At 35.0% G+C, this 22,976-nt stretch carries 19 protein-coding genes and 1 riboswitch; of the genes, 7 read left to right on the top strand and 12 right to left on the bottom strand.

Annotated elements, in window-relative coordinates:
- Positions 1-355: 355 nt before the first annotated feature.
- The 3 genes from MHH96_RS17330 to MHH96_RS17320 form a co-directional block, all read right to left on the bottom strand.
- Positions 356-1,747, bottom strand: coding sequence for a HAMP domain-containing sensor histidine kinase (locus MHH96_RS17330; protein ID WP_095257327.1), 1,392 nt, complete (start codon positions 1,745-1,747; stop codon positions 356-358).
- The gene (locus MHH96_RS17325) at positions 1,744-2,427 is read right to left on the bottom strand and encodes a response regulator transcription factor (RefSeq protein ID WP_061798882.1); all 684 of its coding nucleotides are present in this window, start codon (positions 2,425-2,427) and stop codon (positions 1,744-1,746) included. The genes MHH96_RS17330 and MHH96_RS17325 overlap by 4 nt, the downstream gene beginning before the upstream one ends.
- 160 nt (positions 2,428-2,587) lie before the next feature.
- Entirely contained in the window at positions 2,588-2,710 is a 123-nt protein-coding gene (locus MHH96_RS17320) for a hypothetical protein (protein WP_268874830.1), read from the bottom strand.
- A gap of 367 nt (positions 2,711-3,077) precedes the next feature.
- Between MHH96_RS17320 and MHH96_RS17315 the strand changes: the two genes are divergently transcribed.
- From MHH96_RS17315 to MHH96_RS17290, 6 genes are all read left to right on the top strand, one after another.
- Positions 3,078-3,260, top strand: coding sequence for an H-type small acid-soluble spore protein (locus MHH96_RS17315; RefSeq protein ID WP_061798884.1), 183 nt, complete (start codon positions 3,078-3,080; stop codon positions 3,258-3,260).
- Positions 3,261-3,365: 105 nt separating this feature from the next.
- A riboswitch (SAM riboswitch) is annotated at positions 3,366-3,476 on the top strand.
- 132 nt (positions 3,477-3,608) lie between these two features.
- Positions 3,609-4,730 (top strand): methionine biosynthesis PLP-dependent protein, encoded by a 1,122-nt coding sequence (locus MHH96_RS17310; protein ID WP_341117762.1) that lies wholly within the window; start codon positions 3,609-3,611, stop codon positions 4,728-4,730.
- Entirely contained in the window at positions 4,727-5,896 is a 1,170-nt protein-coding gene (gene metC / locus MHH96_RS17305; RefSeq protein WP_095321499.1) for a cystathionine beta-lyase, read from the top strand. Before MHH96_RS17310 ends, metC begins: the two co-directional genes overlap by 4 nt.
- A gap of 13 nt (positions 5,897-5,909) precedes the next feature.
- Positions 5,910-7,781, top strand: coding sequence for a bifunctional homocysteine S-methyltransferase/methylenetetrahydrofolate reductase (locus MHH96_RS17300; protein WP_047943531.1), 1,872 nt, complete (start codon positions 5,910-5,912; stop codon positions 7,779-7,781).
- Positions 7,759-11,217, top strand: a complete 3,459-nt coding sequence (gene metH, locus MHH96_RS17295; RefSeq protein WP_061798890.1) for a methionine synthase — start codon at positions 7,759-7,761, stop codon at positions 11,215-11,217. Before MHH96_RS17300 ends, metH begins: the two co-directional genes overlap by 23 nt.
- Positions 11,218-11,429: 212 nt before the next feature.
- Positions 11,430-12,215 (top strand): GNAT family N-acetyltransferase, encoded by a 786-nt coding sequence (locus tag MHH96_RS17290; protein WP_061798892.1) that lies wholly within the window; start codon positions 11,430-11,432, stop codon positions 12,213-12,215.
- A gap of 231 nt (positions 12,216-12,446) precedes the next feature.
- On the opposite strand, the gene MHH96_RS17285 is transcribed toward MHH96_RS17290, so the two are convergent.
- The 7 genes from MHH96_RS17285 to MHH96_RS17255 form a co-directional block, all read right to left on the bottom strand.
- The gene (locus MHH96_RS17285; RefSeq protein ID WP_047943528.1) at positions 12,447-13,010 is read right to left on the bottom strand and encodes a hypothetical protein; all 564 of its coding nucleotides are present in this window, start codon (positions 13,008-13,010) and stop codon (positions 12,447-12,449) included.
- A 132-nt stretch (positions 13,011-13,142) separates the two neighbouring features.
- A complete protein-coding gene (locus tag MHH96_RS17280) occupies positions 13,143-13,850 on the bottom strand; it encodes an SGNH/GDSL hydrolase family protein (RefSeq protein ID WP_061798894.1) in 708 nt (235 codons plus the stop codon).
- Between the two features lie 177 nt (positions 13,851-14,027).
- On the bottom strand, positions 14,028-15,647 hold the full coding sequence (locus MHH96_RS17275; RefSeq protein WP_047943526.1) for an MDR family MFS transporter: 1,620 nt from the start codon (positions 15,645-15,647) through the stop codon (positions 14,028-14,030).
- A 27-nt stretch (positions 15,648-15,674) separates the two neighbouring features.
- The gene (locus MHH96_RS17270; RefSeq protein WP_053215745.1) at positions 15,675-16,094 is read right to left on the bottom strand and encodes a MarR family winged helix-turn-helix transcriptional regulator; all 420 of its coding nucleotides are present in this window, start codon (positions 16,092-16,094) and stop codon (positions 15,675-15,677) included.
- 907 nt (positions 16,095-17,001) lie between these two features.
- Positions 17,002-17,895, bottom strand: a complete 894-nt coding sequence (locus tag MHH96_RS17265; RefSeq protein WP_061798898.1) for a DUF2268 domain-containing protein — start codon at positions 17,893-17,895, stop codon at positions 17,002-17,004.
- 577 nt (positions 17,896-18,472) lie between these two features.
- The gene (locus MHH96_RS17260; RefSeq protein WP_061798900.1) at positions 18,473-19,141 is read right to left on the bottom strand and encodes a GNAT family N-acetyltransferase; all 669 of its coding nucleotides are present in this window, start codon (positions 19,139-19,141) and stop codon (positions 18,473-18,475) included.
- A gap of 7 nt (positions 19,142-19,148) precedes the next feature.
- Complete coding sequence (locus tag MHH96_RS17255; RefSeq protein WP_047943523.1) at positions 19,149-20,018, bottom strand: carbon-nitrogen hydrolase family protein; 870 nt, start codon at positions 20,016-20,018, stop codon at positions 19,149-19,151.
- Between the two features lie 285 nt (positions 20,019-20,303).
- Between MHH96_RS17255 and MHH96_RS17250 the strand changes: the two genes are divergently transcribed.
- Positions 20,304-20,465, top strand: coding sequence for a hypothetical protein (locus MHH96_RS17250; protein ID WP_156485421.1), 162 nt, complete (start codon positions 20,304-20,306; stop codon positions 20,463-20,465).
- A gap of 235 nt (positions 20,466-20,700) precedes the next feature.
- Here MHH96_RS17250 and MHH96_RS17245 read toward each other — a convergent pair whose 3' ends face one another.
- Both MHH96_RS17245 and MHH96_RS17240 read right to left on the bottom strand, forming a co-directional pair.
- Positions 20,701-21,795 (bottom strand): acyl-CoA dehydrogenase family protein, encoded by a 1,095-nt coding sequence (locus MHH96_RS17245; RefSeq protein WP_061798997.1) that lies wholly within the window; start codon positions 21,793-21,795, stop codon positions 20,701-20,703.
- Between the two features lie 155 nt (positions 21,796-21,950).
- A complete protein-coding gene (locus MHH96_RS17240; protein ID WP_061798902.1) occupies positions 21,951-22,958 on the bottom strand; it encodes a DUF3231 family protein in 1,008 nt (335 codons plus the stop codon).
- Between the last annotated feature and the right edge of the window lie 18 nt (positions 22,959-22,976).

Here is a 22,976-nt window from a genome sequence, read left to right as displayed (position 1 = left end):
ACACTTTCTAGTGAAAAAACATTTTTTAAAACGTTTACATTTCTATTCTATCATGGTTTAATAACAGCTTCAAAAGTTTTACACATTTTTATGGTAAAAAAATTAAAAATATTTTTTATCGGCCCTATCTTCAGAAAAAAAAACAATCTTAGTAGTAATCATATGCAGCATAAAGTTTTACATGACAAAGCAAAAAAGAGTGAAACATAGTTAACCCGAAAAAAAAGCCAGACAAACATGGTTTCCTCTGTTTGTCTGGCTTTATTAGTTGCTCATAATAGGAATAATTCGAAAGAAATTACAGGATGCTAATATTCTGCTCCCTGCCCTTCTTCCTCTTTTTCTTTGATGATAACTATATTTTAAAGCGAACAATTACTTTTGTTCCTTGACCAACCTTACTTTTAATTTCAATTGTCCCATTATATAAACTAACAATTTGCTTTGCAATGGCTAATCCAAGTCCTGTTCCACCCTGTTCTCTACTCCTAGCTTTATCCACTCGATAAAACCGGTCAAATACTTTTTCAAGATCTTCTTTAGGTATTCCAATTCCATGATCGATAATTTCAAGGATAAAATGGTTGTCTTTTTCATACGTATGCAGAAAAATATTTTTTTCATGTACAGAATATTTGACCGCATTATCAAGTAATATAGTCGTTATTTGCTGCAAATGTTGCTCAGATACCTCATAAAGATGGAGAGAGTCAAGTTTTATCTCGAATGTAAAATCGTCATGGAGCATCACAAAATCACGAATAGTATGCTCAAAAATCCACTTTACCCTCTCAGGAGTTAATTCTGCATCCATTCTATTTTGCTCTAATTTGGATAAGTCTAATAAACTGATAATTAGTTTTTTTAGACGAGCAACTTCTTCAGTTGATGTTTGCAGTGACTCTTCTAATATATCTTCATTATTCTTCCCCCATCTATTTAGCATGGAAAGATGACCCTCTAAGACAGAAACCGGGGTCCTCAATTCATGGGAAGCGTCTTCAATAAATTGTTTTTGCTGCTGAAAGGATTGTTCAATCACATCCATCATCTCATTGAAAATAAGAGATAAATCAGCAATTTCGTCCTTTTGAGGATAGACTGGCATCCTTTCCTTGAATCCACTGTTTTTTATTTTTTTCATTGTTTTTGTCATCGAATTAACTGGTCGTAATAATAAATAGGAAATAAAATAACCAATAAGGGCGCTGATAATGAGTGCAGCAATTGCAAACATTGTCATTGCAAACCATAAGTGTTCTCGTACTTTATCTAAGGATTCCAGAGAACGGATAATTTCTACTCTGCCATTAAATGCTTTTGTCTTAATTTCCTTACTATAAACTAGTGAATTCTGATCTCCAATTGAAATATAATGAAACTGTTCATCATTATATATTTGATTGGGCTCAATAATCGGGAAATCTCCATTCATATCTGCAAGGATGGCTTGTCCATTTTCATCTAAAATACGAATTAGTTGGTTATTATTATTAAGTTTTTCTAATAAAGTGACATTTGCGGCGATTTCTTCGTCTGTAGGATTCTTTTCTTGCAAACTCAATTGTTTAACAACTTGGTTCATCGCTTGTTTTACATCTGTTTCTTCCTGATTTAATAACCAAGAAGAAACAGTATGAAATTCAAAAAAGGAAAAAATAGAATAAGTTAAAAAAATACTAAAGGATAACCCAAGTGTTAATTTCCATTTCCAAGGTAAAAGAGATATTTTTTTTATCCATTTCATCTCATCACATATCCTATTCCTCTGACCGTTTCGATATATACTTCTTGTCCAGATGGATCAAGCTTATTCCTTAAATACCTAACATATACATCGATTACGTTTGTTTCTACTTCTGATTCATAACCCCAGATTTTTTCTAATAATATATCTCTTGATAAGACAATATTAATATTGGTCATGAACATATAAAGCAAATCATACTCTCGTTTGGTTAAGGACAGAATCTCATCTCCTTTTTTGGCGATATGTGATTCCACCTCCAGAGTAATATCTTTATAAGTCAACTTTGTCATAATTTGATTGGAAGTATTTGTTTGTGGCTCTACTCGGCGAAATAATGCACGTAATCTAGCAAGCAGTTCTTCAATCGCAAATGGCTTAACCAAATAATCGTCTGCGCCACTATCTAATCCAGAAACTCGATCTAAAACGCTATCCCGTGCAGTTATCATTAATATTGGGGTGTTTTTTGTTTGACGGAGTCTTCTGCATACCTCAATGCCATTTAATTCAGGCAGCATTAAATCTAATAAGATAATATCCCACTCTTCCTCTAATGCTTTATGAAGACCGCTCCTACCATCTGAGCAGACTTCTGTTTTATACCCTTCATATGTTAATTCCAACTCGATAAATCTCGATAAATTTTTTTCGTCTTCTATAATCAAAATTTTTTTCATTATACCACGCTCTCTATTTAACATAGGCAATGTTACAAGCGGCATGTTGAAATTTGATTTATTATGAAAGGAAATTTCAACAAAACTGCTTTAACTTGCCTAAATATATGATTATTTTATCATATTAGAAGCTTGATATACAAAAAATACCCCGTAATCTTTAATTTTGCTTCGAAAACATTGAATCCATAATAGCATGTGCCATTTCTACAAATTGAAATCCGAATAATGATGCTGCTGTTAAAGAACTAAATACAATCATTGCAATGCGAAGAAATTGCATGTTTCATCTCTCCTTTGAATTAAACTTTCGCTTAAAAGTATCGAGGTCATTCCTCTATTACCCATTAATAACTATATTGAAAGCACATTTCTAGTTAATTTAATAAATTAAAAAACTTTTCTAATGTGCTAATGTGAATAAAACTTATGGTATACCTCTTTTTGTAAAAAAGCATGAAAGAAACATTAAAATTTGATGAGAAGAAAAAATAAAGAATATAATTGATGGAATTAGCCATTATAAAATTAGAAACCTTTCTAATTATTGTAAGTCCTGACAACAGATATGGTTCATTCATACGAAAGGAAGCGTTCATGTAGATAGCCATTTCCATGAACAATGGTTTGTAAGTTTAGGAGGTAGATCGATGAATATTGGGCGTGCGATTGAAATTATGAATGCTGCAGATATTGTGGATGTTAGTTATCAAGGAGAAAAGATTATTATCCAGAATGTAAATGAAAAAACAAAGAAAGCAACTATCTATACAAAAACAAATCCAGAACACGAGTTAGATGTAGATGTATACCAGCTTATTGAAGAAATATGATGATATATTACAATAGAAAGAATATAGTTTCTTTTCAGAAATAACAAAATAATTCTTGCCAATAAGCGAAATATATAGTAAATTAATAGTCAATTACATACGTAATTCTTATCAAGAGAGGTAGAGGGAATGGCCCGACGAAACCTCAGCAACCTTCAGTATCCTATATACTGAAAAGGTGCTAATTCCATCAAGCAAATGCTTGAAAGATAAGAAGAATGACCATTAGTATCCAAAGTCTTCTTCTTATAACGAAGAAGGCTTTTTTCATGTCATTTTTCTTTATCTTTTCTTGGTTTGTTTTAATTACATAAAAAATCCACAATATGAGAATAGGAGAGTTATAGAATGTATAGTTTAGAAACGAAGTTAGCGCAAATTGGTAATAGAAGTGAAACAACTACTGGGTCAGTTAATCCGCCTGTTTATTTTTCAACAGCTTATCGTCATACAGGAATTGGAGAATCAACTGGCTATGATTATACACGAACAGGAAATCCTACTCGTCAAATTTTAGAAAATGCAATTGCTGAATTAGAAGAAGGAGACCGCGGCTTTGCATGTAGTTCCGGAATGGCAGCAATTCAAACAATTCTTTCCCTTTTCCAAAGCGGAGATGAATGGATTATTTCTAAAGATTTATATGGCGGTACATACCGTCTATTAGAACAAGGGTATAAAAAATGGGGTCTTCGATGTACGTACGTTAATACCTCAGATACTGATGCTGTGCGTGCGGCGATTTCCCCAAAAACAAAAGCAATCTTCCTTGAAAATCCTACGAATCCTTTAATGGAACAGACGGATATTTCTGTGATTGCTTCCATCGCAAAAGAACACAATATTCTGCTTATTGTTGACAATACTTTTTATACTCCTATTATCCAACAGCCGATTCGTTTAGGTGCTGATATCGTTATCCACAGTGCAACAAAATATTTAGGTGGACATAATGACGTTCTCGCTGGTCTTATTGTTGCAAAGGGAGAAGAGCTTTGTAATGAGCTTGCCTTACACCATAATTCAGCTGGAGCTGTTTTAAGTCCCTTTGATTCGTGGCTATTGATGAGAGGAATGAAGACACTGGCGTTAAGAATGGAAAAACATGAAGAGAACGCGAAAATACTCTCTACTTTTCTGCAAGAACATGACGCTGTTGTAGATGTCCTCTATCCTGGTCGTGGCGGAATGATCTCGTTTAGAATCCAAAGCGAATCTTGGGTTAATCCATTTTTGCAAAACTTAACGTTAATCTCATTTGCCGAAAGTCTTGGAGGGGTGGAAAGTTTTATTACATATCCTGCCACTCAAACTCATGCAGATATTCCACTTGAAGTCAGATTAGAAACTGGTGTCGATAATCGACTATTACGTTTTTCAGTTGGTATTGAAAACGCAAATGATTTAATCAAAGATCTAGATAAAGCCTTTTCTATTGCAAAGGGAATTGCACAGGAGGTAACAATATGAGTACATCATATACATTTGAAACAAAATTACTTCATAATAAACATAAATTCGATCCAGAAACAGGAGCTGTCAGCGTGCCAATTCAGCACGCTTCCACCTTTCACCAAAAAGATATTGATGAATTCGGAAAATACGACTATAGCCGAAGCTTAAATCCAACAAGAGAAGCATTAGAAGAAGTTGTGGCAGAATTAGAAGAAGGAACACACGGCTTTGCCTTCTCTTCAGGAATGGCTGCTATTTCAACAGCATTTCTATTATTATCGCAAGGAGATCATGTCGTTATTTCGGAAGATGTTTATGGTGGAACATATCGTATGGTGACGACCGTATTAAATCGATTTGGAATCGATCATACCTTTGTAGATATGACCAATCTAGAAGAAGTTGCAGCAGCTGTATTGCCAAACACAAAAGTCTTTTATGTAGAAACTCCTTCCAATCCTTTATTAAAAGTAACCGATATTGAAGCAATTAGCTTACTTGCCAAAAAATACAATGCACTTACTTTCGTGGATAATACCTTTTTAACACCAGCCTTACAAAAACCATTAACACTAGGTGCAGATGTTGTGCTTCATAGCGCTACTAAGTTCTTATCTGGCCATAGCGATGTAATTGCTGGAGTAGCAGTAGTTAAAGATGCAGAGCTGGCAAAGCAAATTGGTTATTTACAAAATTCGTTTGGCGCAGTTCTCGGCGTACAGGATTGCTGGCTGCTCCTTAGAGGAATAAAGACATTACATGTTCGGATGAAGCATTCAAGTGAAGGTGCAAGAATGATCGCTGAGCATTTGCAAAACCACCCATTAATAAAAAAAGTGCATTATCCAGGTTTTGAAGATCATCCACAATATGCGATCCAAAGAAAACAAGCGCTAAATCCAGGAGCAGTTTTCTCCTTTGAGTTATATTCAGAAGAGGCAATGCGTACTTTTGTAGAGAATGTCAAACTTCCTGTATTCGCCGTTAGTCTTGGTGCGGTTGAATCGATTCTTTCTTATCCAGCAAAAATGTCTCATGCTGCAATGGATCCTTTAGCTAGATCTGAACGTGGAATTACAGATTCCCTTCTACGCTTATCTGTTGGATTAGAGAATCCATTAGATTTAATCAATGATTTTGATACAGCTCTAAAAAAGACCGCAGAGTTACATTATATTTAACTGGAGGATTACAATGAATTTTCTTGATAGACTAAAAAATGAAATTTTAATTGGTGATGGTGCTATGGGCACCCTCCTCTATTCTTATGGAAAAGATACTTGCTTTGAATCTTTAAATCTTTCTCACCATGAACAGATTGAACAGGTACATCAAGCATATATCCATGCCGGCGCAGATATAATTCAAACTAATACATATGCTGCCAACTATTTAAAATTACAAAGATATGGTTTAGAAGATAACGTAAAGGAAATAAATAGCGCAGCCGTGAAAATTGCCAAAAAAGCTGTGGAAAATAAAAATGTAAATATATTAGGAACGATTGGTGGAAATAGAGGCGTGAAGCCCCAAGCAATTAGTTTAGAAGAACTGAAGCGTAGTTTTCGTGAACAGCTATACTGTTTGTTATTAGAAGATGTCGACGGGATTCTTTTAGAAACATTTTATGATTTGGAAGAACTCGAAACAGTACTGCAAATTACTAAAAAAGAAACAGATATTCCAGTCATTGCCCAGCTTTCCATACACGAAATAGGGATTTTACAAAACCAAATATCCCTTGCTTCTGCTTTCGATAGATTAGAAAATTTAGGTGCTGATGTTATTGGGTTGAATTGCAGATTAGGACCACACCATATGATTGCTTCACTTGAACAAATACCATTACCTAAAAATGCCTACTTATCTGCCTATCCCAATGCTAGTTTGCCGAGTTATATTGACGGAAAATTCGAATATAAAGATAATGCAGAATATTTCCAAAAATCAGCCGAAGAATTTAGAAAGCAAGGCGTTCGTCTTTTAGGCGGCTGCTGTGGAACAACACCTGAACATATCAGAAATTTCGCAAAGGTGTTAAAGGAAGCCTCCCCTATCACAGAAAAAACAGTTGCAACTAATAAGACTGCTGTGGATGCTATATTTCATCATTCCTCTCCCCCTAGGGATTACACCCCTTTGGAGGAGATTGTAAAAACAAGAGCTTCTGTTATTGTAGAATTAGATCCTCCAAGAAAACTAGATACGACTCGATTCTTTGAAGGTGCTAAAAAACTAAAAGAAGAAGGAATTGATGCTTTAACACTTGCGGATAACAGTTTAGCATCTGCCCGTATTTCCAATACAGCAATTGGTACATTAGTAAAGCAAAACATTGGGCTTCGTCCCCTTGTTCATATTGCTTGCCGGGATCGCAATATAATTGGTTTACAGTCTCATTTAATGGGATTACATACATTAGGAATTCATGATGTCCTAGCCATTACAGGAGATCCAGCTCGTGTTGGGGATTTTCCAGGTGCTTCTTCTGTTTATGATATGACTTCCTTTGACTTAATTTCGATGATTAAGCAATTAAATGAAGGTCTCTCCTTCTCTGGCAAAAATCTCGGACAAAAAACGACATTTTCGGTTTCAGCTGCATTTAATCCAAATGTTCGTCAAGTGGAAAAAGCAGTAAAGCGGTTAGAGAAAAAAGTAGCATGCGGTGCTGATTACATTATAACCCAGCCTATTTATTCCGAACAAAAAATAATTGAACTTTATGAAGCAACAAAACACATTGATATTCCTATCTATATCGGTTTAATGCCCTTAACAAGCAGTAACAATGCGGAGTTTTTACACAACGAGGTTCCTGGCATAAAAATAGATGACTCCATACGGCGCACCATGGCACAATTTAAAGACAATCCAGAACAAGCAGCACAGGAAGGTCTCAAAATCACCAAATCTTTAATCGACACTGCAGCTAATTATTTTAACGGTATTTACTTAATAACACCCTTTTTACGTTATGAGCTTTCTGTGGAATTAGCTCGCTATACGAAATTACGAACTGCGGCACTTAGGAGGACAACTGATGCAACAAACTTCATTAGCTGAACAACTTAAACGAAAAATTATCATTATGGATGGTGCAATGGGAACAATGCTCCAGCGAGAGAACTTAACGGCAGCCGATTTTGGTGGAGAAGAATTAGAAGGATGCAATGAAAATCTTAATCTAACAAGACCAGATATTATTACGAAAATTCATGAATCTTACCTCCATGCCGGAGCAGATATTATTGAAACCAATACATTTGGTGCAACTAAAATTGTCCTGGATGAATATCATCTAGGGCATATTGCTTACCAATTAAATGTTAAAGCAGCGAAACTTGCTAGAGAAGCAGCAAACAAATATTCTACAGCTGATTGGCCAAGATTTATTGCAGGTGCAATGGGCCCAACAACGAAAACATTAAGTGTTACTGGCGGCACTACATTTGAAGAACTCATTTCTTCATACGAAGAGCAAGCATTAGGATTAATCGACGGAGGTGTTGATCTCCTCCTTCTGGAAACAAGTCAGGATATGCTGAATGTTAAAGCTGGATTTTTAGGCATTAAACAAGCATTTGCAAAAACAGGAAAAGAACTACCACTAATGATTTCTGGAACGATTGAACCAATGGGGACTACTCTTGCCGGACAGTCGATCGAAGCATTTTACATTTCTATAGAACATATGCGTCCTATTGCCATTGGCCTAAATTGTGCAACAGGTCCTGAGTTTATGCAGGATCATATTCGCTCACTTTCAAGTCTGTCTAAGTTTGCTGTTAGCTGTTATCCAAATGCTGGCTTGCCTGATGAAGAAGGAAACTACCACGAAACAGCCTCCTCTCTTGCCAATAAACTTGGTGGATTCGCAGAAGAGGGCTGGCTTAATATTGTTGGGGGCTGCTGTGGTACTACACCTGAGCATATTCGAGCAATCGCCGAAAAAATGAAAGACATCTCCCCGCGAAATGTTGCAGAAACTAATTTTCACATGGTTTCTGGAATTGAGCCCTTTATTTATGATGATCCTACATTAAGACCAATTATGGTTGGGGAACGAACGAATGTTATTGGTTCAAGGAAATTTAAAAGGCTGATAAAAGAAGGGAAATATGAAGAAGCAGCAGAAATTGCTAGAGCTCAAGTCAAAGGCGGAGCCCATGTTATCGATATTTGCTTAGCAGATCCTGATAGAGATGAATTACAAGACATGGAGCTTTTCATGGAAGAAGTTGTAAAAAAAGTCAAGGTTCCCCTTGTAATTGATTCTACTGATGAACAAGTAATTGAAAAGGCACTCTCCTACTCACAAGGAAAAGCAATCATCAATAGTATTAACCTGGAGGATGGCGAAGAAAGATTTCAAGCTATCGCTCCTCTCATCCATAAGTATGGAGCAGCTGTTGTTGTCGGAACTATTGATGAAGATGGCATGGGAGTTACTGTAGAGAAAAAACTACAAATAGCCAAGCGATCCTATGATCTGTTAACAAAAAAATATAACATTAATGGTCAAGATATAATATTTGATCCCCTTGTCTTTCCTGTAGGAACGGGAGATGAACAGTACATCGGCTCAGCATTAGCGACGGTAGAAGGAATTAAACAAATAAAGCAAGCATGCCCAGACGTCCAAACTATTCTTGGAATAAGCAATGTTTCCTTTGGTCTCCCTCCTGTCGGTCGAGAAATATTAAATAGTGTCTTTCTTTATCACTGCACACAAGCTGGCCTTGACTACGCAATCGTTAATACAGAAAAATTGGAAAGATTTGCGTCCATAAGTAAAGAAGAAATTGAATTGGCTGAAAAACTTTTATTTGAAACAACAGATGAAACGCTGGCTATTTTCACAGACTTCTATCGAGATAAGAAAAAAGAAAAGATCAATTCACTTGAAAATTTAACGTTAGATGAACGGTTAGCTTACTATGTTGTGGAAGGAACAAAAGAAGGATTAATAGCTGATTTAGCTATTGCACTTACTACATATAGTGCCCCACTAGATATTATAAATGGTCCTCTTATGGATGGAATGAAGGAAGTTGGCCGCTTATTTAATGATAATCAGCTAATTGTCGCAGAAGTGCTGCAAAGTGCAGAAGTGATGAAAACGGCCGTTTCTTTTTTAGAAGGATATATGGACAAAAATGTTTCCGCATCTACTAAAGGCAAAGTTATTTTAGCAACTGTTAAAGGAGATGTTCATGATATCGGCAAAAATCTCGTTGATATCATTCTCTCTAATAACGGCTATGAAGTCATCGATCTCGGCATCAAAGTTCCCCCAGCAGATTTAGTTGCTGCTATTAAAAAGGAACAACCAAATATTGTTGGCTTGTCTGGTTTACTTGTAAAATCGGCACAACAGATGGTACTGACAGCTGCAGATATGAAACAAGCTGGCATAGAAGTTCCTATCTTAGTAGGGGGAGCAGCATTATCAAGAAAATTTACCGACACAAAAATTTCGCGTGAATATGATGGATTAGTATTATATGCAAAAGATGCAATGAATGGCCTATCTCTTGCAAATCAGCTGACTAATAAAGACGAATTCGATTTGCTTAAACAGGAACACGAAAAGAAAAAACAATTACTTTCAGCTAGTCCAGTAAAAGAATACACAAAACCTGTTATCACAGGGATTAAAAGAAAAACTGTTAACCTAGATGCTCCCGTCTTTGTGCCGCAGGATACAAAAAGACATTTATTAACGAATTATACGACCGGTCATATTAAACCATATATTAATAAACAAATGCTCCTAGGTCACCATTTAGGAGTTAAAGGAAAAATTGATGTTTTACTAGAAAATAAAGATGATAAAGCCGTCCAATTAAATAATATGATTGAACAGTTGTTAATAGAAGCTGAACAAAATAATTGGATTCTGCCAAAAGCGGTTTATCGCTTTTTCCCTGCTCAATCAGATGGCAACAAGATCTATATCTATGATCCAAAAGACAATACGAAAAAAATCGAAACCTTTGATTTTCCAAGACAAGAAAGAGAACCATTTTTATGCCTAGCGGACTATCTAAAACCAGTCGATAGTGGAGTGATGGACTATGTTGCATTTTTTGCTGTGACAGCTGGTACTGGTATACGGGAAGCAGCAGAACAGCTTAAACGAAATGGAAGATTTCTTGAATCCCATGCCCTTCAATCCCTTGCGCTAGAAACAGCTGAGGGGTTAGCAGAATTAATTCATCGACAGATTAGAGATAGATGGGGATTTCCTGACCCGGCAACTTTTACAATGAAGGATCGCTTTACAGCAAAATATCAAGGACAAAGATTTTCATTTGGATATCCAGCTTGCCCGGAATTGGAAGATCAGAAAAAATTGTTCAGCTTATTATCACCAGAAGATATTGGAATTACCTTGTCCGAAGAATGTATGATGGAGCCTGAGGCATCTGTTTCAGCAATGGTATTTGCCCATCCGGATGCACGTTACTTTAACGTCTTATCTAGCAATTCCTTATAATATTATTGTCTAGTGAAGTATTTGCTAGCTACAAAAAAATCCAATCCTGCTGTCAGCAAAGCTGGATTGGATTTTTACTTCGTCTATCTCTTTCACACTGTAAAATACATATAATAATTATCCATTTTTACCCTTTCACATCTATATATATTCTTAATATTATGATAAACTTACAATTAACTATTTTCAGAAAGCAGAAAGAAGGTCATACAATGATTCGAGAACTTACAGAACAAGATCATGCTGAGGTGATGAAATTTTTACTTCAAGACCCTTCGATGAATCTTTTTATTATTGGCGATATTGAAGCGTTTGGGTATCATTCAGAATTTCAAAGACTTTGGGGAGAATTCCAGAGCGGAGAGATAAAAGCAGTGCTTCTCAAATATTATAAAAGCTATATATTTTACTCTGTCGATAAAGATCATTTTGACGTCCAAGCTTTTGCGGCTCTAATGGAAACCAATTCAAATCCAGTAACACTATCAGGAAGAGCGGATTTAGTAGAAAAATTTGAAAACCATCCTTCTTTAAAATTAGGAAGGAAAAGAGTAACTTATTTTGCTCAATGCGGCAAAAAACGAAAAATTGAAAAAACGAAAATGATCAAACAGGCTAGTCTTAATGATATTGATCGCATTGTCGCATTGCGCAATTCTATTGATGAATTTATTACAACAGATGATTCAAGAGATATGCTCAAGAAAGCGATCGAGACTAAAACCGGGCGGACATATTTTCTTGAAAACGATAAAGGAGAAATTATATCAACTGTCTCCACTACAGCAGAAAATTCCCATTCAGCAATGATTGTCGGCGTCTGTACACATAAAGACTACAGAAATAAAGGATTGGCAAGCAAGCTAATGACGGCCCTAGTTAATGATGTATTAGATGAAAAACAGTTTGTCTGCTTATTTTACGATAATCCTGATGCTGGTAAAATTTATAAAAAAATTGGCTTTGAAGATATTGGATTATGGACTATGTATCGCTAAACACTCCCTATATTTTGCACCTAATGGCTCGTATAAAACAATCTAGAAAACAAACCATTTCTAAATATTAAACAAAATAAAGCCAACAATTATACAGAGATGCATATAATTGTTGGCTTTTTTATTCCTATTATAAATGAATGTTTGCGGCTATCCTCTTTAGATAACCGCATTTTTCAAAGGACAATAAACTGCGTTTATTTATCAATCATCCTTCCAAATCGATTTAACTTATTTAAGCAATAATTCTAAATCGGTAAAAAGAGAAATCATTTTCTGCAGCTGTCTCCATTCCTTCGATTGCATATTCACTAAATCAACCGTATAAGTCGTGGTCACAGTAACCAATCGAGCAGTACATTTAACCGTTTCAATTCCTAGCAGCTCTTCTTCCCAATCCCACATTTTTAAGCGATATAATTCCATCCTTAAAGCATCAAACTCTTCCGGCTCAATTTTATTAAAAACCGGTGGGATCACAATCGGAAACTGACTCCATTCTTGAATTAAGTAGTTGCGAAGATCGAAATCAATATGAATACTGAAAGAATGTTCTTGATTTACTTTATATTCAACAATTAATTTTGTAATTTCTTTTGCTGGATGAATCGATACTATATCATCATAAACCTCAAACAAGTCTTTTTTTCGAGAAAGTACAGACTTTATGGAGGACATAGAAATAGGTGTATCTTCCTCTCCTAAATAACTATTTAATTCATTAAAAATAGCGGAAAGGGTTGTCGGGCCTTTTTGTTGCAAAACTTCAATTATTTTTTCGTACAATGTGCTCATCTGTATTTCCTCCACTATTTAAATCTACCTATTAATGACTGCTTGTCCCATTATCTTATCGCAAATTCCAAAATTTTCCATAGCCAGTGTATATGAAAACTAATTCCACTATTTTCTTGCAAAAAAGACAAGTTACGATAATTGTTCTTGATGACTGCCGGTTAATCGGTTCATCTCCTCAAAAATAAAATAACTCATTTTCTTGTAGCCTTCAGCATTTAAATGAATTCCATCATCACTAATGAAATCAGCAATATTCCCAGCCTTTTTAAGAGCTGAGCGAACATCTATACTTGGAAGATTTAATTGCTCGATTAATTTGTTTAAATGAAAATTATATAAACCATGCCAATGCTCTATCCCGCCACAGCAGCTAATCCAATGACTAATTGCTGTACCATATCTATCTGCAATTGATTTATAATATCTGACTGGATCCAGTGGTGGCAAAGTTAACAATATTGGCGTGATATTAGATTGCTTCATTTTTGTGACCATTTGAGCAATGTTTTCGATATATTGATTAATCGGAACAATCGGCTCATGATTACTATCAGGATCCTCGGCTACTTCTTGCCATTGAAAATTGCAATCATTCCCGCCTACGTTTAATAAAACATAATTCGGCTCCTCAGAAAGCACATCCTTTTCCAATCGCTTTAGTAATAAATCAGAATTATCATTAAATACACCCTTATTTAAGACAATTGTATCTTCTGAATTATTTAAGGCAAATAATTTTCCAAGTAAAGCGGGATAATTGTCTTTAATTATTCTTATCCTACCTTTTACAAATGAGACACCTCTTGTTAAGCTATCTCCAAAACAGATAATTTTCATTTAACATCCCTACTTTTTTCATTCTAATACTATAACTTATTATAACAGAAAAAAGGTTGTGCGAGAAAACTTCTGGTTTTTCCAAAAATAGGGTATGAATTGTATTTTTGTCCTAAAATAAGCAAATAAAAAGCTGTCTCCAATAATTATTGGAGACAGCCTAAAATCACATTTGTATTAAGATTTTTGTCTATTTAAAACGATATCTTCTTCCTTCTTTTCTTCAGGAGCTGCTTGATTAGATGTTCGTAAAGGAATTTCTTTTAAGAAGAAAACTAATAAAAACGCAACAACTAGGACGATGGTTCCAGTTAAGAATACCGTTGATAATGTATCTCCTAATGCATCTCTGATTCCTTGAATCATTTGCGCAAATATTGGTTGTACATCTGCAGGTAAATTTGCTTCTGTCTGTTCGAGTAATGGTTTATTCATCAATGCTTGTGGATTGGCGAAACCAACCATTTGCTCTGTTACTTTCGGATCTAACGTTGCTAAATCTTTTACTACTGGCGAGTTTTGCATCGTATCTTGCAAGTTTGTCTTAAGATTATTTGCCATAACTGTACCCATGACCGCAATACCAATTGTACCACCTAGATTACGGAATAATTGAGTGGAAGCAGTTACTACCCCCAATTCTTTATGGGAAACGGCATTTTGAGTAGCAATTGAAAATACCGGCATACCAATACCTAGTCCCAAACCAAATACAATCATACTTAAAATCGCCATTGGTACACTATTCATAAAAATCATAATGGCCATACCAGCGATCATTGTTGGAACCCCGATTAAGGCAAAACGTTTGTATTTCCCTGTTTTTGAAATTAACTGACCTATAATGGTACTTGAGATAACCATAACAATAGACATTGGCATTGTTACATAACCAGCATAAGTAGGAGATATCCCTAATACACCTTGAACGAAGAAAGATAGATAAATCATGGCACCCATCATTCCAAAGTTCATAATAAAACCAATTATATTAGAAACAGTAACAATATTATTTTTGAATAGATGTAATGGTAAAATTGGATTTTTTGCTTTCTTTTCCACCAATACAAACACAATAGCAAAAACAATACTTGCTGCAATCAATCCGAGAATTTGTACGGATCCCCATGCATACTCTGTTCCTGCCCATGAAAAGGCCAATAATAATGGAACAATTGCGACAGTCATAAATAAGGATCCAATGTAATCAATACTTTGTTTTCCGTTTCCTTCTACTTTAGGGAATAGTGCCATAATCATACCAAATGCAATAATTCCAATTGGTAGGAAAATCCAGAATAACCAGTGCCAATCTAAATGATCAACTAAGTATCCTCCTAATAGAGGGCCAAGTACACTGGAGAAACCAAATACAGCCGTTAATAATCCCATCCATTTTCCACGTTCACGAGGCGGGAATAAGTCACCAACTGCTGTAAAAGCGGAAGATTGAATAATACCAGCACCTATCCCTTGGATACCGCGGTATGCAATAAATTGAAATACGTCATTGGAAGTACCTGTTAAGAAAGCACCAACCATAAATAATAATATCCCAATTAATAAGAACGGCTTACGTCCATACATATCGGATAGCTTTCCAACAAGCACTGTGGCAATTGTGGATGTGAGCATATAAATATTAATGGTCCATGTATAATAGTCCATCCCATCAAGGATCGAAATGATTTTCGGCATTGCAGTACTAACGATTGTTTGGTTAATCGCTGCAAAAAACATCGCTGCCATGATTGCAATCATAATCGACAGCTTTTTCTTTTGTGTTAAATGTTCCATTGCATTCTCTCTTTTCTTTATAAAATATTAGAAATTCTCGTTTAATAATTTAAAGATACGTTTTAAATGTTGAATATCTTCCTCTGTTAGCTTGTGAAAGTGTTCCTTCATTTTATTCTGCTGCTCTTTTTTCATATTATTAACGATAGTTCTTCCTTTATCGGTAATGGTAATATTGACTACCCTTCGATCTGTCTTTGATCGATCTTTTGTAATATAGTCATCCGCCAATAGCTGATCAGTTATGGTTGTTACAGCAGCGTTAGTAATGTGTACGCTTTTGGCGAGATCTGAAACATTAAGGGATCCTACCTTATCTAAATGAAAAAGCAATTTATATTGAGTAATATTTAAATCACTGCTATTTTTATTAAAGTCACTAGTTATATTTTTAATAAAATTGCCAAACATCGCAGCGACTTCAAAAAGCTCTTCGCCATTATGCACCTATCCCCCATCCTTTCTTAAATTACTTTACAAATAAATGTTTAACTTCTTAATTATTAACCATTTAATAATATATAACTTAATTAATTACATGTCAAATATTATTTTTTGTTTTACGTTTTTTTACCCCGTTTTAATGCTAAAAGATTTTTTCCCCCTTTATGCTGCTTCTTTCTATATAAGAAGCTTTTTAAATAAAAGAAATTACAATCTATATGGTAATCGGAAAATAATGTGGAAAGAGGGTTAAAATATACACTTTTCCATAGCATTAGCCAAGATGGAAAAGTCAGCACCATAAATTTCTTTATAGATCCATTCGTAAACAGTTTTTAACCCTCCTGGGAAGTGATTCGTTATATTTTTCCGAAAGTAACTACAACGTTTTTGATTTCTTTTTAACTTTACGTTAACCTAAGTAAATACACTCTTTCTCTAAAGGCTTCAAAAGTGTAATCTCAACCAACGTCTAAATAAAATGATTCAGGGACTTTATAAAAAATTTTGTAATTAGCAACTGTACGGATATTTTTGGCAATGAGGAGAGGATAGAAAAGTAGTCTCTACTAAGAATCTATAATCAGGTTTACTCTCCTTCCAATCAAGAATCTTAAAGTATAGTAGATTGAGCATATTGGTTATTATTTCTTTTCCTTTAACGTATTGGTTATTTTTCAAATAGAATCATTTATGAATTGCTTAAACAAGAAAAGTGGCTGGGAGGCTTGGCACACGCCCCATGGAAAGCGAAGTGTATTCACGCTGCGGATGATTACCACAAACCTTCTTTCTAAAATTAATAAAACCACGAACAATTATACGAATATTTTTTAGTGTGTACGTATAATTGATCGGGGTATATTTGATTGAAATACTTATGTCCCACCCTTCATAGATAAAAACGATATCAGGAAAACAGTTTACAATTGTTTAGTATTTCCTCTGCACTAAGTAAGGTTGCTTCTCTTATCCCCACATTATTAGCTTTCATGAAGGACTGTACTGCTTGGTATCCAACTGCATATCCCGCAAACGGTGATAGCCCAACAGGTTGATATCCCTGTTCTATTGCAATGGTGTCACCAAACATATAACTGCTAACCTCAGCAAAGCCTTTAACATTTACTGCATCTTTTATTATTCCGATTGAGTATTCTAAATCTTCTTTATGAAAAGAAGTAACCCAAGGACCTAAATTGCTTTCTCCGTATAACTCTTTTGCAAATGACTCTGCTAAACCTTCTATAATTAGGTAATCTCCAACTGTAACATTACCATGATCCCAATCAAAATAAGAAAAACGGAGATTATGATGAAATTCATGTGCAATGACAGCAGGGATTTTAGGTATATTATAGGAGTTAGGGAAAATTGCCACTTGAATAAACCCTGGAATTCCCCCAAAGCCACAATAACCTTTTTGTAATTCTAGCTTTTTAGGATCAGCAATATACATTCCAAATTTCAATTCATCATTATTTATTTCTAAGTTCTTCTCTTGTATAAAATCAGTACAGTGATTCAAGGTATCATATGCCGTTTGAAGTGCATGAATCTTCTTTAGATTCTCTAACGCTATCTTTCCGATTTCGGTTTTCGTAACATCAAGATATCCAAGCATTTTTGCAGCCATTATTACGTCATATCCATTAGATTGATTAGCCTTTAAAGGAACATTAATAGTATTCCACATTTTTTCAAAAGGTTTCATCATGGAATACCGAAAGTAGTTTTCTTTTTCATCCTCCATAGAGAACAACTTTTCATATTGCTCGGTTGTATTTTCGATTACTATTTTCATTGTTACCACCTTTTTTATTATCTGAATACTTATCGCTTCAGTCGTAAATTTTGCTAATCCATTACCATATTGATTAATGTTTTTGATAAATCGTTTTAATATGGATTGGACCTATCCATAAAGGGAGCAGGATAGTATTTGGCAAGTTTTTCATTAAAAATGCCATACCATTCATTAATTTTACTTATACTTTTTTAGATTCGGGAGATAGATCACAAAGGCTGCAAGTTTATGGAAAATTATATCCCGCTTTTCAGCTACTCTTTTTACTCTCCTATTCATCTTTTTGTACCTCCTTCAACTGCTACTGTAAAGAATTACGCAACGTAAGTGTCAATAGTTAGAGGATATTTTGTTATGAGATTTTTATAGGAATGGGGAAATTGATTAACTTAAGACAAATTTTGAATGAGGAGTTTTTAATATGGAATTCTAGACTATTATCCGATTATTGGTAGGTGTTTTCTTATTAGCAGGGAATTTCTCCACCATAAGCCGTATATAAAAAATGTCTCACTCGATCTTAAGAGGAGTAATCTATTCACTCCTCAAAGATCAAATAAGACATTCGCTATTTTTATATGTTTTGAAAGGGATTTTTCCATTCCATTAATACTGCATAATTTAAAGAATCTTCATCGTCCAAGTAGTTAGACAATATCGTTACTGGCGTTCTTCCGCATCGCAGTAAAAACGTTAGAACAGGGTCTTGCAATTTGCCTGCCATCACATAGTCTAAATATTTTGCGGGAGAAAGTTTGTCGGCCACTTTTCTGTAACCTGGCATTCTTCCACCGCCCAGCAATCGCTCTATGCCTAAGTGTATAACTAAATAATAGGCACTTTGTATTAGCACTTTACCTAAACCGAGCTTACGATATTTTGGCCGGATACTAATATCGACTACATATAATGCATTTCCATTCTCATCATGTGTGGTAATATAGCCATTATCGGTTATTTTCCCCCATGTGTGCTGGGAATGTTCAGGATCATAAATTGTACGGAAACTTGTTAATGATCCAGCAAGTTCTCCCTCCACTTCCACACAGATTGCCCCTTGTGGGAAATAAGCAAGATGACTTGCTAATTGTTCATCGTTCCACCAGAGATCTTCTGGAAACGGGGCAGGAAAACATTCTGCTTGAATAGCACTTAGTTCGTTAAAATCTCTTTCTTGATAATTTCGGACCGTACATCGAATCGGTTTTTCCTCATCATAAAGAAAAAACTCACTAAAGATCATGCAGTAATCATCCTTCCACAGTCGAATTCCAGTCTGGATAAAGATCTGTTCTTCTATCTCTCCATGTTGTGACAGAACCTTTTTCTCTTACTTCATATAATAAGGAAAGATCTAAATCTGCTGTTACAATCATATCATTATTTAATTCCCCTTCAACGAGAATTCCTTGTGGGGGGAATGGGATATCATTAGGAGTAATGACTGCTGCCTGCCCAAAGTTGGCTCGCATAAAGTCCACATTCGTTAAGCTTCCAACTGTTCCTGTTACAACTACATATACTTGATTTTCAATGGCCCTTGCATGACAAGTATAGCGAACACGATGAAAACCATGACGATCATCTGTACAAGATGGACAAAAAATCACATCTGCTCCTGCTGCTTTTGCCATACGGACAATTTCTGGAAATTCAATATCATAACAAGTTAGAATGGCAATTTTTCCTTTATCTGTATCAAAAATACGGAAGGAGTCCCCTTTTTCCATATTCCATTCATATTCTTCTGTAGGTGTGATATGAAGTTTTGCTTGTTCTTCTATTCTTCCATCTGGATAAAACAAATGAGCTACATTAAATAATTTATCTTCTCTGCGAATAACATGAGTTCCACCGATAATATGCATTCCCGTTTCCACAGCAAATGATCTGAATAATTCCTGATATTGCTCCGTAAATCCAGGGAGCTCATTGATTGTTAAGGCGTTATTTTCATCTCCCATAGATAACAGCTGTGTTGTAAAAAATTCAGGAAATAAAACAAATTCTGCACCAAATTCAAGCGCTGTTCGAACATAATGCTCACATTGTTTAGCAAATTCTTCAAATGACTTAATGTTTTCTAATTTGTATTGTACGGCAGAAACTCTTATTTTCATCTTCCATCTCCCTTTATATGTTTATTTTATATCTTATATAGATAAAACACTTTTTACATAAATGTGTTTAATGTTCATAAAAATGATTATTCAAGATTTGATTATGCGTTATTCTTCTATATTTTTCAATCGTTTTGCACTATTTTTTTATTGGAATTTACTATTTATATTTATGTTCTTAAAAATATAGATGTTCATATTATTTTATGATAGTCCATTGTTTTGATTTTCGGAAAAAAAGGAATTGAAATAGAAGTTATAAACCTGCTGAAGGAGGGATTTTTATTGAGTATTTTCATTTATGCTTTTCTTGGTTTAATTTTGATAGAGGAATTGGCAGTGATTGGATTAAAAAGATACATAAATGGTTCATTTAAAATAGAAAATCATTTTCTACGCCATTATCGGACAAATAAAATAAAAGTTGATAGGGAAAAAGTTAGCTAAACATCTGTTTATGGCGGCTGGACATTAGTATTCCAGCCGTCATTTATAACCAGTTAATTATCCGTCGTTTTCAATTAAAATTCTGTATAATTGTTCGGGATTTTTATTCTTTCCACAAAGAAATTGGCGGTAATTATTCGCACACTGAACAACCTTAAAAAATAGCGACATGCAGAGAAGGACGCTCGACTTTTGCGATAGATAGGTTTTTTCCCAGATTTCTTTGAAATATTATTTAATATTCATTTATCGACTTTCGTGCCAGCTGCTCAATCGTCATATCATCCATTGGTGGGTTATGTAAGCCTGCGCGTACATCTCGGTAGTAGCGCTGAAGCGGACTTTTTGCAGAAAGGCTGCGTGCGCCGACGATACGCATTGCTATATCTACCACTTCAATGGCAGTATTCGTGACCACTAATTTAACAGCACTTAATTCTGGCAGCATATGGGATTGCTGCTCTTTATCTGCTTCATCCCATTTTTTACTTACGGAATATAGAAAGTGTTTAGCCGTTTGCATTTTTAACTCTATTTCCCCTATTTTGGATCTTACGCTCGGAATATCGCTGATTGTTCCTTTAATACTATTTGGAGAATAGTTTTTCGCAAAAGTAACTGCTTCTTTTTGTGCAGCACCAGCGATTCCTATATAACATGCCGGAATATGCAGAAGCCAGGGATTAATTTTTTTTCGACTATCTAATTTTTCGACAAAATAACGAGCTGGAATTTCCACATTTTCAAAATAAACATCGTTACTTCCTGTTCCTCTTAAAGCAATGCTATCCCATGTGTTTTCTATACGAATGCCTCTACACTCTTTAGGAATTAAGAAATTCCCTACATCGTCTGTATCATTTATGGATGCCGTTACAAGAAAATAATCTAAAACAGGAGACATCGTTGTAAAGGATTTATGTCCATTTATAACCCAACTCTGGCCCTTTTTTTCTGCGGTAGTTTGTGGTTTTCCACCTCTAGTGGGACTGCCAGTTTGCGGTTCTGTCGCAGCTCCATTAATTAAGGAACCAGATAATAGGTTCTCATATACCTCTGTTAATGTATCTTTATTCCAATTTGCTTCTTGGATATTTCTTACGATTCCCATATGCCAACCGATGGATAAAGCAGTAGATCCATCGCCTTGGGCAATCACTTCTTGTAATCTTACCAATTCATATAATGAGATTTCTTGTCCGCCAAACTCCTTTGGTATGGTTAAACTTGTGTAACCTGATTCCTGTAATTCTTTTACATTATCAAAGGGAAATGATGCAGTTTCATCTATTTCCTTTGCTCTTTCTGAAAATCTCCTGCTCATTTCCATAAGTTTATTTATTTTTTGTGCTAAATCTTTTTCCAAACTGAAAAATCCAGTCACTATAGTGCCATCTCCCTTTAACAAGATCATCTATATGGTAATCATAGCACTATTTCTATATACTGATAAGTAAAATGCAATTCCCTTTAAATAGGAATGAATTATTTTCTGTTTATTAAATTTTGACGATTCTCCATTGCTGGCGGCTCTTCTGTGTATCCTTTTTTTGCCATTAACTCTGCACCTTGTACTCCATAATCATAAATCTTTGCAATAAGTGGAATAAAGGTTGCTGACAAGTCTTTGCGTAAGCTGAAGGTCGTACCAATAGCATTGCTGCCAAGTCCAAAACTACAAAATAAACTTATACAATATAGCATTAATTTATCGGAAAATGGGGCAGTCGTGGAAAGTGTTGGACTACCAACCCACCCTAAGGGAACTTGTATATCATCATCCGTTAATTTCTTGGAAAGTTTCGCAATGATTTTTTTGGATAGTTCTTTTCCTTCCGTAAAAAATTTTTTTAACTCAGGATCTTTTGTTACTTGAGCAAAACCAGTTATTAATTGTTGACCAATACTATTGCTTTCAATCGATTGATAGAGAAAAGAAACCTCTACCGTATTTAAAACCCTTTTATCTCCTAATATCTTTGTGCCTTTCAAATACTCCGTACTAACAACCACTTCTACTTGCTCAGGCATTGCGACTTGAGGTGGGCGGCTTAATGCTCCTTTTTCTATTAGCAGTTCTGTACATTCTTCATAACAATGCTGGGTTGTAACTGATAATTCTTGGTATAAACGAATTATATCCTTTCGATAGGATCTTGCTAAATGTAAAGCATGTAGTCCCATGCCTATTTCTGCGAGCATTCTTACGATTTGCAAGGCAAAGGTTGGTTGAAATAAAGGTGGAGCTTGTTTATTTACATCTTGGTCAGAAAATCCATGTGGAATAACTGCACCTTCCGCTATCAATATCGCTTCTATTTTCTTTATTTCTTTTGCTAACTTGGTTAAATGACTTTCATAGAAGTTTTTCTCTTTCTTCTCTTCATTAACAGCATGGAAATATTCAACGACTCGAAGAAACATTGTTTTTTCTTGATATGTCATCCATAATGTTGCAAGCTCTGATGAAGTTAAAATTTCTTTTTTATTCATTATCTTTCCCTCCATTTC

Origin of the sequence: Niallia sp. FSL K6-0212 (assembly GCF_038007605.1) — a bacterium.
GTDB classification, from domain to species: Bacteria; Bacillota; Bacilli; order Bacillales; family Cytobacillaceae; genus Niallia; species Niallia circulans.
This window is presented reverse-complemented; position numbering and strand designations above follow the sequence as displayed.